Annotated in this window: 11 protein-coding genes and 1 pseudogene; 8 read left to right on the forward strand and 4 right to left on the reverse strand. The window is 62.8% G+C overall.

Going from position 1 to position 15103, the window contains the following annotated elements; genetic code table 11:
• The first annotated feature begins 19 nt into the window (after positions 1–19).
• Positions 20–430 (forward strand): DUF5518 domain-containing protein, encoded by a 411-nt coding sequence (locus BLW62_RS13780; RefSeq protein WP_090507640.1) that lies wholly within the window; start codon positions 20–22, stop codon positions 428–430.
• A gap of 62 nt (positions 431–492) precedes the next feature.
• On the opposite strand, the gene BLW62_RS13785 is transcribed toward BLW62_RS13780, so the two are convergent.
• Positions 493–1854, reverse strand: coding sequence for an alkaline phosphatase family protein (locus tag BLW62_RS13785; protein WP_090507641.1), 1362 nt, complete (start codon positions 1852–1854; stop codon positions 493–495).
• Between the two features lie 42 nt (positions 1855–1896).
• On the reverse strand, positions 1897–3111 hold the full coding sequence (locus BLW62_RS13790; RefSeq protein WP_090507642.1) for an inositol-3-phosphate synthase: 1215 nt from the start codon (positions 3109–3111) through the stop codon (positions 1897–1899).
• Positions 3112–3378: 267 nt separating this feature from the next.
• Here BLW62_RS13790 and BLW62_RS13795 point away from each other — a divergent pair, with 267 nt between their 5' ends.
• Genes BLW62_RS13795 through BLW62_RS13805 form a run of 3 tightly spaced genes read left to right on the forward strand, consistent with a single transcriptional unit; the run spans position 3379 to position 5973 of the window.
• The gene (locus BLW62_RS13795) at positions 3379–4179 is read left to right on the forward strand and encodes a TatD family hydrolase (RefSeq protein ID WP_090507643.1); all 801 of its coding nucleotides are present in this window, start codon (positions 3379–3381) and stop codon (positions 4177–4179) included.
• 3 nt (positions 4180–4182) lie between these two features.
• Positions 4183–5013, forward strand: coding sequence for a sugar phosphate isomerase/epimerase family protein (locus BLW62_RS13800; RefSeq protein ID WP_090507644.1), 831 nt, complete (start codon positions 4183–4185; stop codon positions 5011–5013).
• Complete coding sequence (locus tag BLW62_RS13805; protein WP_090507645.1) at positions 5014–5973, forward strand: UbiA family prenyltransferase; 960 nt, start codon at positions 5014–5016, stop codon at positions 5971–5973.
• A gap of 140 nt (positions 5974–6113) precedes the next feature.
• Here BLW62_RS13805 and BLW62_RS13810 read toward each other — a convergent pair whose 3' ends face one another.
• Positions 6114–8603: a PQQ-dependent sugar dehydrogenase gene (locus BLW62_RS13810; RefSeq protein ID WP_090507646.1), complete on the reverse strand. Its 2490-nt coding sequence runs from the start codon at positions 8601–8603 to the stop codon at positions 6114–6116.
• A gap of 318 nt (positions 8604–8921) precedes the next feature.
• On the opposite strand from BLW62_RS13810, the gene BLW62_RS13815 reads away from it, so the two are divergent.
• Together BLW62_RS13815 and BLW62_RS13820 are read left to right on the forward strand one after the other, a co-directional pair.
• On the forward strand, positions 8922–9770 hold the full coding sequence (locus BLW62_RS13815; RefSeq protein WP_090507647.1) for a sugar phosphate isomerase/epimerase family protein: 849 nt from the start codon (positions 8922–8924) through the stop codon (positions 9768–9770).
• A gap of 185 nt (positions 9771–9955) precedes the next feature.
• On the forward strand, positions 9956–12136 hold the full coding sequence (locus tag BLW62_RS13820) for a PQQ-dependent sugar dehydrogenase (protein WP_245726729.1): 2181 nt from the start codon (positions 9956–9958) through the stop codon (positions 12134–12136).
• Between the two features lie 137 nt (positions 12137–12273).
• On the opposite strand, the gene BLW62_RS13825 is transcribed toward BLW62_RS13820, so the two are convergent.
• On the reverse strand, positions 12274–12621 hold the full coding sequence (locus tag BLW62_RS13825) for a four-helix bundle copper-binding protein (RefSeq protein ID WP_090507648.1): 348 nt from the start codon (positions 12619–12621) through the stop codon (positions 12274–12276).
• Positions 12622–12788: 167 nt separating this feature from the next.
• On the opposite strand from BLW62_RS13825, the gene BLW62_RS13830 reads away from it, so the two are divergent.
• On the forward strand, positions 12789–13373 hold the full coding sequence (locus BLW62_RS13830) for a DUF7978 family protein (RefSeq protein ID WP_090507649.1): 585 nt from the start codon (positions 12789–12791) through the stop codon (positions 13371–13373).
• A gap of 735 nt (positions 13374–14108) precedes the next feature.
• Positions 14109–15103: pseudogene (locus tag BLW62_RS18755) on the forward strand (hypothetical protein); the annotation flags it as partial.

Here is a 15103-nt window from a genome sequence, read left to right on the forward strand (position 1 = left end):
GGAGTCCCTCTATATTGGCATGACGAACTGGCGTGCGGTCATCATCGGCTTCCTCGTCGCGACCGTCCTCGGAATCCTCGGGCTGGCGATTCCCGGAGTGGGCCAGCTTGCCGCCGGGTTGGTTGGTGGCTTCGTCGCGGGATACGTCGCCGGCGGCGGCCTCCTCCGGGGCTTCTGGCACGGCTTGCTCGCGGGCGCACTCGGCGGCCTCGTCGGCGGCCTCCTGATCGCGGTGTTCGTCGGCCTCGCTGGCTGGACGCTCGGCCCGGCCGGCGGATTGATCTCCGGTGCGGCGGGCATCGGTATCCTCGCCGTCGCAATCTTCGTCTCGTTCGTGATGGCCCTCGAGAGCGCGATCGCCGGGGCACTCGGCGGACTCCTCAACCCGGATCGGCCTGACTACCGCGGATACAATTCCCCGCGCTACTGAAAAGCTGGACGAGAACTGGCGGGCGCGAGCCGTTCTGTTCGATCGATTCTGCCATTACTGAATCACTCGAGTCCGAGCACGCCCTCGAGGAACGGCGTGACGGCCGTCGCGTCGACGGTCTCGTCCTCGAGCGCCGACGCTGCCGGGCCACCGAGGCCGAAGCAGCCGTATGCGGAGTCGTCGATGCGGCCGTGGGAGCCGCTGACCGTCGTCGGGTCCAGCGAGACCAATCCGTCGTCGCCGAAAAACAACTCGCAGGGGTCGAAGCCGGGCTTTTTGTGGATGTCCATGTCGGTGGCGTACGGCGGGGCGTCGTCGCGGTCGTCCCACCAATAGTACTGGAACCACGCGTTTTCCTTCGCGACGAGGACGAACTCGCCCGCGTTCGGGTGGTCGATCCCGTACTCGGCTTTTCTGTCGTCGGCGAGAATCTCGTCGATCCCTTCGAGTCCAGCAAGGGCGTCTCGAGCCTCCTCCTGGACACCTTCGTCGGCGTAGACGTGAGCGATCTGGTGGTCGACCATGGCGAAGGCGTCCGACGCGGGGATGTCGACGTCGCCGTCGTCGGCCGTCTCGAGTAGCCCAGCCTCGCGAAGCGCGCGGTTCGGAAACACCGGCTGGTCGACGCCGTGGAAGCCGTACTCGCTGACGAGCGTGAGAAGGGTGTCGTCCCAGCGTTCGGTCTCGGCGAGGAAGTCGAGAAACGAGGAGAGGAGGCCGTCGACGGTCTCGAGTTCGGCCTCGAAGGCGTCGGAGTCGGGACCCTCACTTTGGCCGACGTAATCGAGGTGGGGCACGTACACCCAGAGCAGGTCGGGATCGAAGCGTTCGATCGCTTCGCGTGCGGCGGTGAGGATCCACTCGCTGCTCTCGGCACTGGCTCCGGGCCCCCAGTAGCTGTGAAGCGGAAAGTGGCCGTACTCCTCGCGGAGGTCGTCGTAGAAGCCGTCGGGGTTCGTCCAGCAGTTCATCTCGAGGATGTTGTTGTCCTCGTCCTCGTTGGGCGAGGGGGTGAGCGCGACGTCGGCGCTCGTGCCGATCAGGTGCTGGAAGTTCAGGACGCCGGTCGTCAGCCCCGCCTCGTCGCTTGCGTACTCCCAGATTCGGTTTCGATCCGCCCGGTCGCGCTCCCACAACTCGGCGGCGTCGCGCTCGCGGTCGTACTCGCCACTCGAGACGTCGCCGTGGTCTCGAGGGTGCATCCCGGTTGCGAGCGTCGTCTGTGCGGGGACCGTGACGGCCGGAAACGGCGGGCGGAGGTTAGTCACCTGATCTGTTGGAAATTGTTCGGCGAGCGTCGGCGTTCGGTCAGTGTCGACGTGGTGGGGCTGCAGCCCGACGACGTCGAGGACGATGACGCGGTCTGCAGCGATCGATTCGTGTGGAGCGGCTGGCGTCGGTTGGGTTGGGGTGTGTTCGGTCATTGATCGCGTCGAAAGACGTGCTTGATCGCGGGAAAGGGTGTATCAACTGTGGCGTTCGGCGTACTCTGTGAGCCCCTCGAGTTGGCGGGAGAAGTCGTGCTCGTCAACGCCGAGTGGAGCCTTGAAGAACGACGAAAGCTGGGGCTGGAGGCCACCCTCGTCGTGTTCGTCCGCGTGGGCGATCAGCCGAACGAGGTCGAGCACGAGGGGCGCGGCCAGTGCGGAGTCTGAGCCCTCCCAGGTGAACTGCATCTTCATCTCGGTGTCGAGAAAGCCCTCGAAGTGGATGTAGTCCCAGGCCGTCTTCCAGTCCGCAAGCGAGGGCGTGTAGTCGATGCGGACTCGATTGTGTCCGATGTCGGGCAGAATGGACTCGAGCAGTTCGCCCTTGCTCGAGAGCTTGCCCGCGGCGTTCGCGTCGTCCTCGAGCACCAGCCCGTCCTTGTTGCCGAGGATGTTGTGGCCCTCCCAGGCGAGCACCTGCAGGTTCCGACCGGCGAACATCGGCGCGAGCGCGGATTTCACCAGCGTTTCGCCCGTTTTCGCGTCTCGGCCCATATGCGGGACGTTCTTCTCGACGGCGAGTTCGCGAATCCCGCCCAGCGCGTTGCCCGTACTCGGCGTGAAGTTGACGAAGGGGTGACCGTCGACGACGGCGGCGTAGGCGTAGAGCACGCTCGCCGGCAGGTCACCGTCGTCTTCCTCGATCGCTCGCTCGAGGGCCTCTCGGCTGTCGTAGGCGTCGGAATCGTCGAGTTCCGGCTCCGTCGAGGCGACGTTGACCACGACGAGTCGATCGAGGCCGTGATCTTCGCGAAACGCCCGGTAGTCGGATCGAATCTGCTCGACGACGGAGCCAACCGTTAGCTCCGGGTCGAGGTGCTGGCTCTCCGCGGAGACGGCGGCCCCGCAGTTGCGGGCCGTTCCGACCTCGATTCGCTCGTCGATTCGCTCGAGGTCGTCTTCGACGGTCGCGAGCGTCTCACCGTCCGGAACGCCGTTGCGTTCGGACTGGCGAGTGGCCTGCTCGAGGAGCGATTCGCGTTCGATATCGTGACCGCCGAAGACGAATCCCGAGACGGGGGGAAGCTCGAGTCTCGAGACGGGGGCCCGTTCCGTGACCATGCCGGTGGTCCCGGTCAGCCCGCGAGCGATCGCTCGCGCACCCACGATGGCCGTCGTCGCGACGTTCCCACGAGCGCCGACGAGCCAGACGCCGAGTCGCTCGTCACTCTCGTTGGGAGTGGGTGCGCTCATCGCAGATCACGTCGGTCCGTTCGGACCGGCCCCGTGGCCGTCGCGTGGTGCAACCCCGATTCCCTCTTCGTGCGTTCGGTGCGCAGCATCCTCCGAAAGTCGGGGGCGAGCGGTGTTTGTTATGGCACGCGTAGGACGCGTAATCGACCGTTGGCCGCTCGAGCAGGTGACTCGAGCGTCGCGCGTCGTCGTTTCATCGGCCGTAATCTGGGCTTTGTGGCTTGAACAGTCCGTTCATCCAAAACGGCCACCCGACGGAGACGACGTATGCGGATTATCGACCCTCACATGCACATGATTTCGCGCTCCGCGGACGATTACGAGCGAGCGCGACGGGCCGGCATCGAGTGTTGTATCGAACCGGCGTTCTGGAGCGGACAGGACAAGCACAACGCCGGTTCGTTCTTCGATTACTTCGAGCAGATCATCGAACACGAGACCGACCGCGCGGAGCGGACGGCCAACGTGGACCACTACGTCACGATCGGTCTCGAGCCCAAGGAGGCCAACTACCGCGAGATGGCCGAGGAGGTCGTAGAGCGCGTCCCGGAGTACCTGGATCGCGACCCCGTCGTCGGCGTCGGCGAGATCGGCTTCGATCAGGTCACCGACGACGAGGAGTGGGCCTTCCGCGAGCAACTCGAGTTGGCCGAAGCACGCGAACTCCCCGTCATGATCCACACGCCCCACACCGACAAGCCGGCTGGCACCGAACGGATCGTCGAGATCATCGAGGAGATGGGGCTCACGGAAGAGCGAATCGTCATCGATCACAACACGGAGAACACGATCGACATCTCGACGCGAACCGACTGTTGGATCGGCTTCACGCTCTACCCCGGAAAGATCGAAGCCAGCGCGGCGATCGATCTCCTTGAGGAGTACGGCACCGACCGGATGCTGTTCAACAGCGCCGCCGACTGGGACCCCTCGGACCCGCTCGCGGTTCCGAAGGCGCGAGACGAGATGCTCGATCGGGGCTGGGAGCGCGAGGAGGTCAAGAAGGTCGTCTTCGACAACCCCTACGAGTTCTTCGATCAGTCGCCGAACTTCGACTACGAGCCCTGAACCATGCAGTTTGGCTTCTCCACCAACGCGTTTCGCGAGTACGGCCTCGAGGAGTCGATCGAGGCCATTGCCGACGCGGGCTACGACGGCGTCGAACTGCTCTTCGACGAGCCACACCTCTATCCTCCCGACGCGAGCGAGGACGACTACGACGCCGTCCGGCAGGCCCTCGAGGCGAACGATATCGCCATCAGCAACGGCAACGCGTTCATGTTGACGGCCATCGAGGACTTTCACCACCCATCCTACGTCGAACCCGACCCCGACTACCGCCGCGAACGAATCGACTACACCCTCGCGGCCCTCGAGACCGCGGCCGAACTCGAGATTCCCTACATCTCGATCGAACCCGGCGGGCCGATTCCCGAAGGCAAGTCCCGCGAGTGGGCGATGGACCAGTTCGTCGACGCCCTCGAGGAGGTGGCTGATCGGGCCGAGGCCGTGGGCGTCGACCTCCTCGTCGAACCCGAACCCGACTTGCTGATCGAGACCTCCGGGGAGTTCCTCGACCTGCTCGAGCGCGTCGACTCCGAACGAGTAAAGTGTAACTTCGACGCGGGCCACTTCTACTGCGTCGGCGAGGACCCAGCGGAACTGGTCGACCCGCTCTGGGAGTACACCGACCACTATCACCTCGAGGACATCCCCGACGACCGAACCCACGAGCACACCCAACTCGGCGACGGCGCGATGGACATCGACGCCTTCCTCGGCGAACTCGAGGGCCGAGGGTACGAGGGCTACGTCACCGTCGAACTCTACCCTTACGAGGAGACGCCGATCCAGACAGCGAACGAGGCGATGGACTACCTCGAGGAACGCGGGTGGACGTAGGTGGTCGGGGGTGAGGAGGGCTCTGTCGTGATCGCCACCGAGCGAAGGGGGGTTCGAGACACGCTCGGGACGTACGCCGAACTCGTGCGCGTGCCGAACCTCTTCACCGCGCCACCGGACGTGATCCTCGGCGCGGCGCTCGTCGCGGCCGCTGGCGCAGGCGGCAACGTCGCCTCGACAGAAATCGTCGGCCTCGCAATCGCCTCGATGTTCCTCTACGCCGGCGGAACGACGCTCAACGACGCGTTCGACGCCCCGAAAGACCGACTCGAGCGACCCGAACGCCCGATCCCCTCGGGGCGCGTTTCCCGTCGAACGGCGTTCGCACTCGGTACCTCGCTGCTCGTTTTCGGGATCGTCGTCGCGTTCGTCGCGACGGGCGTCTCCGGCGGCCTCGTCGCAGGGCTCCTCGCCGCCGCGATCGTCACGTACGACGGTTGGACGAAAGGCAGCGCCGCCGGATTCCTGACGATGGGCGCGACTCGAGGACTGAACGTCGTCCTGGGAACGACTGCGGGGGCCGTCTCCCTGCTCTCGCTCCCCGCGTCCGCGCTTCTCGTTTCGCTCGTCGTGGCGGCTTACATCGCCGCCGTCACCGGGATGGCCGCCGGCGAAACCGTTGGCGAGAATCGCGGCGCGGTCGGCCTTGCGATCGGTGCCGTGCTCGGAAGCGTCCTCGCCGTCGGCGGTTTTCACGTTGTCACCGGGTCGGGAGCGCTCGAGGCGGCGACTGCCCTCGCTTTCGCCGTCGCCTTCCTGTGGTGGGTCGGACGGCCGTTACGCGCAGCCGTCTCGGATCCGACACCCGCAACCGTCGGTCCGGCGGTCGGTGCCTGCGTCCTCGGTCTCGTCTTGCTCAACGCCGCGTTCGCGGCTGCGAGTGGCGTCCTGTGGGCGCTCGCGGCTGGCGTATTTTTGGTCCCCGCTCGAGGACTCTCGCAGGTGTTCGACGTTACCTGAGTGACGGAACTATCCTACCGAACCAAAAAAGTCGATAGAACTCGGAGATGGCGTTTCGTGAAGCGAGCCATCCCGGGTAAGACGCCCTCGAGTGAAGGCTGTTCTTGAGAGTGACTTTGGCGACCCGCTTCGCTTGCGTCTCAGTAGTCGTCGCCGTTGTCGTCGTCTTCGTCCATCATCCCGTCGCCCGGGCCGTCTCCGTTCATGCCATCGCCGTCCATGCCGTCTTCGTCCATCCCATTCCCGTTCATCATCTCATCGTCTTCTTCCTCGTCCGGCGCTTCCGCTTCGGGCTCTTCCCCGTCCATCTCTTCTTCGTCGACGACGAAGGGGTCCTCCGGCTCGGGGACGTCCTCTCCCTCGTCGGCGGGGACGATTTTGTAGATCTCACCCGTTTCCTCCTGCGGTCGGAAGTCGGTGTTCGCGAGGACGTAGAGTTCGCCTTCTTCGTCGCGCTCGACGCCGTAGACGTAGCGGTTGATCGACTCGTCGTCCGCGCCCTCGAACTGGAGTTCCTCGAGTTCCCAGCGCTCGTCGACCTCGACGAGGTCGGTCTCCCCGTCGTCGTCTACATCGTTGTCGTCTTCGTCAAGTTCGTCATCGTCGTCAGCATCGCCGTTGGTGGCAGGGTCGATCGCCGCGATGATCTCTCCATCCGCTTCGGCGACGCCCTGACTGCTCCAGTTGCCGAAGACGAACGCGTCCTCGAGTTCGGGGATCGCCTCGCCCGCGTACCGGTGGCCGCCGACGACGACCGAACTGTCGATGAACGCCTCCGAGATGCGAGTGTGTTGGTACTCCGCGATCGGATCTCGGAGCGGTTCGCCTTCCCGTGCCTCCCCGGCCCCCTCGCCGACCTCGTCGGGGCAGTCTTCCGGGGGCTCGAGGGGCGAGTCGGTGCTGAAGCAGAAGGATCCTTCCTTTACGTTCCAGCTGTAGTTGCCGCCCTCCTCGACGGCGTAGATCGATTCGACGGCGTGCTGGCCGGCGTCTGAGACGAACACCTGTCCGTCGTCGTCGATCGACATCCCCCACGGGTTGCGAAAGCCCCAGGCCCAGTACTCGCCTAAGTCCTCCTCGGAGTCGACGAGCGGGTTATCGTCCGGAATGCCGTACTCGCCGAACTCGGCCTCGGCTTCGCCGTCGTCATCGTCGCCGTTGTCGTCGTCATCGTCGACATCGTTCTCGTCCTCGAGTTCGTCGTTGTCGTCTGCGTCCTCGTCCTCGCCGTTCGCATCGACATCGATCCGGTGAATGCCGCCGAGGAGATTCTCTCGAGTATCCTGGGCGTTGCCGCCTTCGTTCTCGTCGTACCAGTCCTCCACGTGGCCGACGCCGATGTCGTGGACGTTGCCGCCGTCGCCGACCGACGTGTAGAGGTAGCCGTCGGGACCGAAGGCGAGTCGGCCGCCGTTGTGGTTGTCCTGGGGCTGTTGGATCTCCATGACGGTCCGCTCGGAGTCGGGGTCGACGCTGAGTTCGTCGCCGTCCGACTCGGCCTCGAACTCCGCGAGCACGTCGGTGTGGTCGTATCCCAGTCCCTCGCGTTCGGGGGCGCTGTACCTGACGTAGAACAGGCCGTTGTCCGAAAAGTCGGGGTGGAACGCGATCCCGAGCAGGCCGCGCTCGTCGTACCCACCGAGTTCGCCGATACCGAGGCTGACCAGTTGATCTTCGATGTCGAGGAAGAGGTCCATATCGTCGGTCGTCAGCGCGTCCTCGGGGACCTCGTCGTCTACTTCGTCGGGCTCGTCGGGATCTTCCTCCTCGACCTGGATACTCCCGACCATCGTCCCCGGATGGACCTCACAGAGGTATCGATCCATCTCCTCGGTCGCCTCGAACTCGAGCGTCTGTGTTTCGCCCGCCTCTCGAATGATCTCCGTTCGCTCGAGGATCTCGTCCGTCGCGTCGAGAATCACGACGTTGTGGGGCTGGCCGTCGCCGTTCTCCCAGGTGAACTCGTAGGTTTCACCCGCAGTCAACTCGAGTGTCGGATTCTCCTCCCCGTCGAGTTCGTCGGGCTCCATCCCGAACCAAGCCGAAATGACGCCGTTGAAGACGAATTCCGTCGGTTCGCCGTCGTCGTCGACCGCATCGTCAACCTCGTCGTCCTCGTCGTCCGTCTCCTGAACGAAACTCTCCGTTTCCTCGTCAGCCGGCTCTTCTTCGACATCGTCTTCGTCGAGGTCATCCGCTGGCTCGTCATCGTCATCGAGGTCGGGGTCGTCCTCGAGATCGTCTTCGTCGTCGATCTCGTCGACGTCTTCCTCGAGGTTCGTGGCGAACACCTGACCCGTCTGCGTGACGATGAAGTGATACACCTCGCCATTTACTTCGACGTAATCGAAATCCGTCGGCGCGGGGATGTTCGCGGCCATCAACTGGAGACCGACCGTCTCTCCTTCGGGGAACTCCCCCGCGACGGGAATGTCACCGAACTCGTCGTCGTCCGCTTCCTCGACGTCCTCGTCCGGGTCGTCCTCGTCTTCTTGTGCCTGCACGCCTGCGACGCCACCGAGTGCCGTCGCAGACCCTGTCGCCGCGAGTGCGCGGAGGACCGTCCGTCGTGATTGTCGCGTGATCCGACCGTCGTGAATACCGTCTGCTGGCTTATCTGGATAACTCATTGTGTCTCACGTGAACTGCGTTCCTGTGGTGTGGACGACGTTCGAACGCAGCGGCCTCCGACCGCGAGTCTGGCGAACTCGCTGCTGGCAGGAGGACTCAGCGCTCGCTGTGACTCGCCCTACCACGGAAGGGTCGCTCTGCCGAATAAATCGCGCAAATCGTTCCACGCACAATCGCGCTCTGGCCGGCCGTTTCACGCGCTAATCTCGAGTTGCCGCTGCTTCTCCGCGCCTCGTCTTCCCGACAGTCCCTCATTCGACGGTGTAGGGCTCGAATTCCTGGCCAACGGATTAGTACCTCGTCGGGATAGGCTCGCTATGGTCGACCTCGCTTTCTCCACGAACGCGTACACGCGCCACTCGCTGCCGACCGCGATTCGACGCATCGCTGACCACGGCTACGCCGGCGTCGAACTCCTCGGCGACGACCCCCACGCCTACTTCCCCGAATTTACCGAGGCGGACCGCGAGAATCTTCTCGAGGCACTCGAGGAGACCGACCTCGCCGTCTCGAACGTCAACGCGAACACGGCGATGGGGTACTACGACGACGCCCCACCCTCGGCGTTTTTCGAACCGAGCATCATCCGTGCGGACGCGGACGCCCGCGAATGGAGAATCGAGTACACGAAGCGAGCGATCGACCTCGCGGACACGGTCGACGCCCCCGCGGTCTGTCTGGCCACCGGGCGGCCACTCCCCGGAACGATGCCCGAGGAGGCTCGTGCGTACCTCCTCGAGTCGCTCTCGTCGATCCTCGATTACGCCGACGCTCGCGGCGTCGCGGTCGGCATCGAGTACGAACCCGAACTCCTGATCGAGAATACGGACGAAGTCCTCGACTTACTCGAGGAAGTCGACCGCGAGGGGCTCGGGATCAATCTGGACGTGGGCCACGCGGCAGTTTACGGCGAGGACGTGGCTGAGAGCATTCGCCGCAGCGCCGGTTCGATCACCGGCATTCACCTCGAGGACATCGTCGGTGGGCGGCGGGGCAAGCACTACCACCGAATCCCCGGCGAGGGCGACCTCGACTTTCGAGCGATTTTCGACGCGCTCGACGACATCGGCTACGACGGCTTTGCCACCCTCGAGTTGTACACCTATCCCGACGAGCCGGATCGCGCGGCTCGAGACGCTTACGAGGCGCTCGAGGCGTACGTGTAGTCGGTAGTCGAAGGGATTTCCAGTCGGATTTGGAGGCCGTCGATGATCCGACCCGGCGAATCGCTGATAATCCAAAACCCACGGGTAATGGTCCGCTACCCGAACGTTATATCAGAATAATCGTACAAATATTCGCAACGGCCCTGTCTGCCTTTCTCACCCCTCCTTGATAGCGTAGGCAGACGATGACTGACAACCAAGAGGCACCTGATTCAGGAGCCGACGACTCCCGACTACCGACCGACGAGGAATCGGTACCCGACGAGGAATCGACAGCCGAGCAGTCGCCCGACTCGAGTCCGCCCGGTCCCCACTCGAAGCCATCCAGGCGTCGCTTCATGCAGGCGACGGCAGCCGCGAGCGCCGTCGTCGGGTTTACCGGCGCGGCGAGCGCGCAGGACGAGGACGAAGACGAAGACGACGACGAGAACGGCGACAACGAATTCGAACTCGGCGGCGCGAGCGACGCGTGGGTCGGCGAAGCACCCGAAGACATCGAAGGAGAGGACAACCCGACGCTCGTCCTCGAGGAAGGCGAGAGCTACGAGGTGACGTGGGAAAATCTAGACGGCGTCGAGCACAACTTCGTCATCATCGACGAGGAGGGCGACCACATCGTCGAATCCGAACTCATCGGAGAGGAAGGCGAAACGCAAACGGTCGAGTTCGAGGCCGAGGAGGAGATGTCGGAGTACTACTGCGAACCCCACCCTCAGACGATGCGAGGAGACATCTCCTTCGACGAGGAGGAAGAAGAGGAGGAAGAAGAAGACGTCCGGTACTTCCCCGAAGGGCCGACGGTAGGCGTCGATACCGTCGCCGAGGGGATGATCGCGCCGACGGACTTCCACGACCCCGAGGGGTCGGACTATCAGTACGTCTCGGACCAGACCGGCGAAATCTACCTCATCGGCGACGACGGTATCGAAGACGAGCCATTCCTCGACATCGGCGACGAGATGGTCGCCGTCGGCGAGGAGTTCGCGGGACAGTACGCTGATCCCGAGGGCGACTACGACGAACGCGGTCTGCTCGGTCTCGAGTTCCACCCCGAGTACGAGGACAACGGCTTGTTCTACGTCAACTACAGCGCTCCGCCGGACGACGAGACGCCCGACGACTGGTCACACGTCCAGGTTCTCTCGGAGTTCGAAGCCGAAGACGACGAGAGCGCCGACCTCGACTCCGAACGGCGCATCATGGAGATTCAACACCCGCAGTTCAATCACGACAGCGGCCCAATGGCCTTCGGCCCCGACGGCTACCTCTACTACCCGATGGGCGACGGCGGCGGTGGTGACGACGCCGACTACGGCCACGTCGAAGACTGGTACGACGAGAACGAGGGCGGCAACGGACAGGACACGGAGGAGAACCTCCTCGGCGGCATCCTCCGGATCGACGTCGACGAGCAAGAAGATCAGGACTACGGCGAGTACGGCATTCCGGACGACAACCCGTTCATGGAGGGCGAAGACCTCGAAGGCGAGGGACTCGAAGAGTACTACGCGTGGGGGCTACGCAACCCCTTCGGCATCACCTTCAGCGAGGACGACCGCTGTATCGTCGCTGACGCCGGACAACTGCTGTACGAAGCAGCCTATCAGATCGAATCGGGTGAAAACTACGGCTGGAACGTCAGAGAAGGGTCGCACTGCTTCAGCACTGATTCGCCTGCGACGCCACCCGAGGACTGTCCGACCGAGACGCCCGACGACGTTCGCGGCGGCGAACCACTGATCGATCCCGTCGTCGAGTACCCGCAGGTCTACGAAGGCGAGGGGGTCGGCATCGTCATCATCGGCGGCCACACCTACGAGGACGACACGATCGAGGAACTCGAGGGCAAGTACATCTTCGGCGACTGGACGGTCGACCAGGGCCGCCAGCAGCCACTGGGTCGCGTCTTCGCCGCCGAACCGGAAGATCTTGACCTCGAGCCGACCGACGACCGAGACGAGTACGGCGGCCGCCCGCAAGAGGAGCTGTGGGACATGGAAGAAGTGATGTTCGAGGGTAACGAGGACGGTGAACTCTACCACTTCGTTCGCCAGTTCGGCCGCGGTGCCGACGGCGAGGTGTACATCCTCGCGAACCAGGTTGGCGTCCCGCAGGGTGACACCGGCGTCGTCCTCGAGATGGTTCCCGAGGGCGAAGGCGAAGAGATCGAAGAACCGGACGACATCGAGGAACCCGACGACGAGGAAGAAGACCCTGCGGAAGACGAGGAGGACGCCGAGGACCCTGACGAAGACGAAGACGACGAGGACGAGCATCCAGGGGACGTAGACGAAGAGCCAGACGACGAAGACGAAAACGGAGAGAACGACGAGAACGACGAAAACGGAACGGACGACGACGAGTAATCCACGCTCGAGGGGACGCGACGAACGCTCGCGTCCGCCGACGATCGCGGCTGGTTCGTCGCGACTCTCTCGCTTTTGATCGGTATAATAAGACAGATACAGAGTCGACTCAGCGCCTTTCCTCCTGTTTCAGACCATCAGGCTGAGACCATCTCTCGACAGCTTTCTGCACACTCGGGCAGGATCTCTGCACAAGCCTGACAGTGGTCGTGATCGTGTTGGGCACACTCTTCGGCGCACTCCTCACAGATGTCGGCACAGAGTTCGCCGAGTTCCCGATGATACCCCGAATTACGGGCCATGAATCGCGCGTGAAGCGAGGCGACGTCTGCCACGTCCCGACAGAGACGGATACAACGCGCCATTCCCTCTCCCTCGCCCGCACAGGCGTCGGCACACCACTCACAGACCTGTGCAGCCTCGAGGCAGTTATCGATACACTCCTGCATGTGCTCGTCCGCGTGCTCGAGTTGCTGTAATGCCATCGTCCGTATCGACTCGAGCACCGGGCATCAAGCTAACACGAGCGAACGCAAGCAATTGTACTCTCGACACAGTCACGAAATAATTACTTTTCACTCGGTGTTCAAACCTTGCATATGTGTGATAATGTTTAACAACCATTTTATGTCACAGTAAGGTTCGACCGACAATGGGAACTGAGAACAGTTCACGAGTGTCGATCGTAGCGGGCGCGTTAGCAGGCATAGCGGCGTGGATACTGGGATACCTCGTCACCTACGCCGGTGCGATCGGCGAAATCCGGTCGGACGAGCAAGCCGAAGCGCTGGAGCTAGCGGTCGAAGAGTCCGTCGACCTCGAAATGGTCGGCCTGTTGTTCTACAACGCACACAACGTCGACGCCAACGTACCCCAGTACAGCGTGTTGCAAGCACTCGAAGAGAGTCACAATTTCGTTCTCGCCGACGGGGGGAGTACCCTTCTCCTGTACGTCGTTCCGGTGGCTGCCCTAGTCGTTGCCGGCGCGCTGGTTGCCTCGTACACCGCGACAGACCTCGAGGCGTCGACCGACGCCGCGCTCGCTGGTGCGGCAATCGTCGTCGGCTACTTTCCGCTCGTCGTCCTCGGGTTGTTCGTTTTCACCGTCGACCCGGGCGAAGGTGCAATGCGTCCCGATCCATTGTTCGCAGTCGCAATCGCCGGACTGGTGTATCCCCTCGTATTTGGCTCCCTCGGCGGCGTACTCGCTGGCTTCGCTTCGAATGTACTGGAGTAACATCGACATCGGTTGCCGAGAGGATCGCTGCCGTTCACTAGCAGTCAGAAGCCACCGCCAAAACGATCTGTCCGTTGGGACGCGAACGGAGAGCGATTCCCGGACATCGTTTCGTCGTCCGTGGTCGGCTATCGGAAGGAGGTCGACCGATTCGAACGGTCGTCGGGGCGCATCCCCAGGGACTCCTTCCGTCCTTGGGACCCCCTCGAATGCGCCCCGACGAGGCCACCTCGTTCAGCAACTCCCGCGACTGGTACGGCCGTCGACTCGAGTTCGACAGTACCGCTGTGGGCTCGAGTCATCTCGATCCGCCTCGATTCGACCCTCGAGCAGCCAGGGTCTCGAGTGGAACACACGTTTCGTCGCTTTCGAAGCCATTAGTTGGGCCTCTTCGAGTCGCCCGCACCCACCGATGGTCGCTGCGAGGCGTTTCCCTCTGCGATCGAGCGTCGAAAATCACGCTTTCAGGCGGAGTCGTTCTCGTGAAATCCTCGACATAAAAGGCAACGACGTTCGCTGTTGCCACAAGTATAATGATTATCCCAACAGTTGCTAAACTCGCAACTGGGTTATTGTTGTGAGATATGTAAACTTTGAACGGTTCCTGGGTTTAATACAGAACTCTCTCGATGACTCTTTCGTCTTCGAAGATGGCAACCCGCCACCGAAGACGGTAACCACATGTCACGGATAACACGAAACCAGGTATCTGCACTGATCGTTGCTGTCCTTATGGTGTCAGCCGCATTCGCTGGCGGCGCATCGGTTGTCGGGGCAAGCACTCAAGCCGACGCTGACGAAGAGGCCGACGAGATTAACGCGCTCATCGGAGATATCAACGAACAACTCGAGAACGTAGACGACGTCGAAACGGTCGACGAAGTCGACGATGATACTGCCGACGAGGTCCAAGATGACATCTTCACGCAAGTTGTCGCTGAGATAAACACGCAATCTCAGGACATGCTCGGTGAAGACATCGCAGACGATGTCGACACCCCTGAAGAAGCACAAGAAGAAGCTGACGAGATCGAAGACGAGTACGGCATTGCTGCTCAAGAAGCAGTCGACGGACTGAACAACGCCGCGGACAGCGTTGAGGAGATCCAGGAGATCGCCGAACAAGTCGAAGACGCGGATGACGACGAAGCAGACGATGACGAGGCAGATGACGACGACGCGGACGATGACGAAGCCGACGATGACGAAGCCGACGATGACGACGCGGATGACGACGAAGCAGATGACGACGACGCGGATGACGACGACGCGGACGACGACGAAGCAGATGACGACGACGCGGACGACGACGAAGCAGATGACGACGACGAAGCCGGTGACGATGTGGCCGACGATATCAACGCGCTCATCGAAGATATCAACGAACAACTCGAGAACGTAGACGACGTCGAAACGGTCGACGAAGTCGACGATGACACTGCCGACGAAGTCCAGGACGACATCTTCACGCAGGTCGTTGACGAGATCAACACGCAATCTCAGGAAATGCTCGGTGAAGACATCGCAGACGATGTCGACACCCCTGAAGAAGCACAAGAAGAAGCTGACGAGATCGAAGAAGAATACGGCGCTGCTGCTCAAGAGGCAGTCGACGGATTGAACAACGCCGCGGACAGCGTTGAGGAGATCCAGGAACTCGCCGAACAAGTCGACGACGAAGCAGACGATGACGACGCGGACGACGACGAGGCAGATGACGACGACGCGGA

The organism is Natronorubrum sediminis, assembly GCF_900108095.1.
In the GTDB taxonomy this organism is placed as follows: Archaea; Halobacteriota; Halobacteria; order Halobacteriales; family Natrialbaceae; genus Natronorubrum; species Natronorubrum sediminis.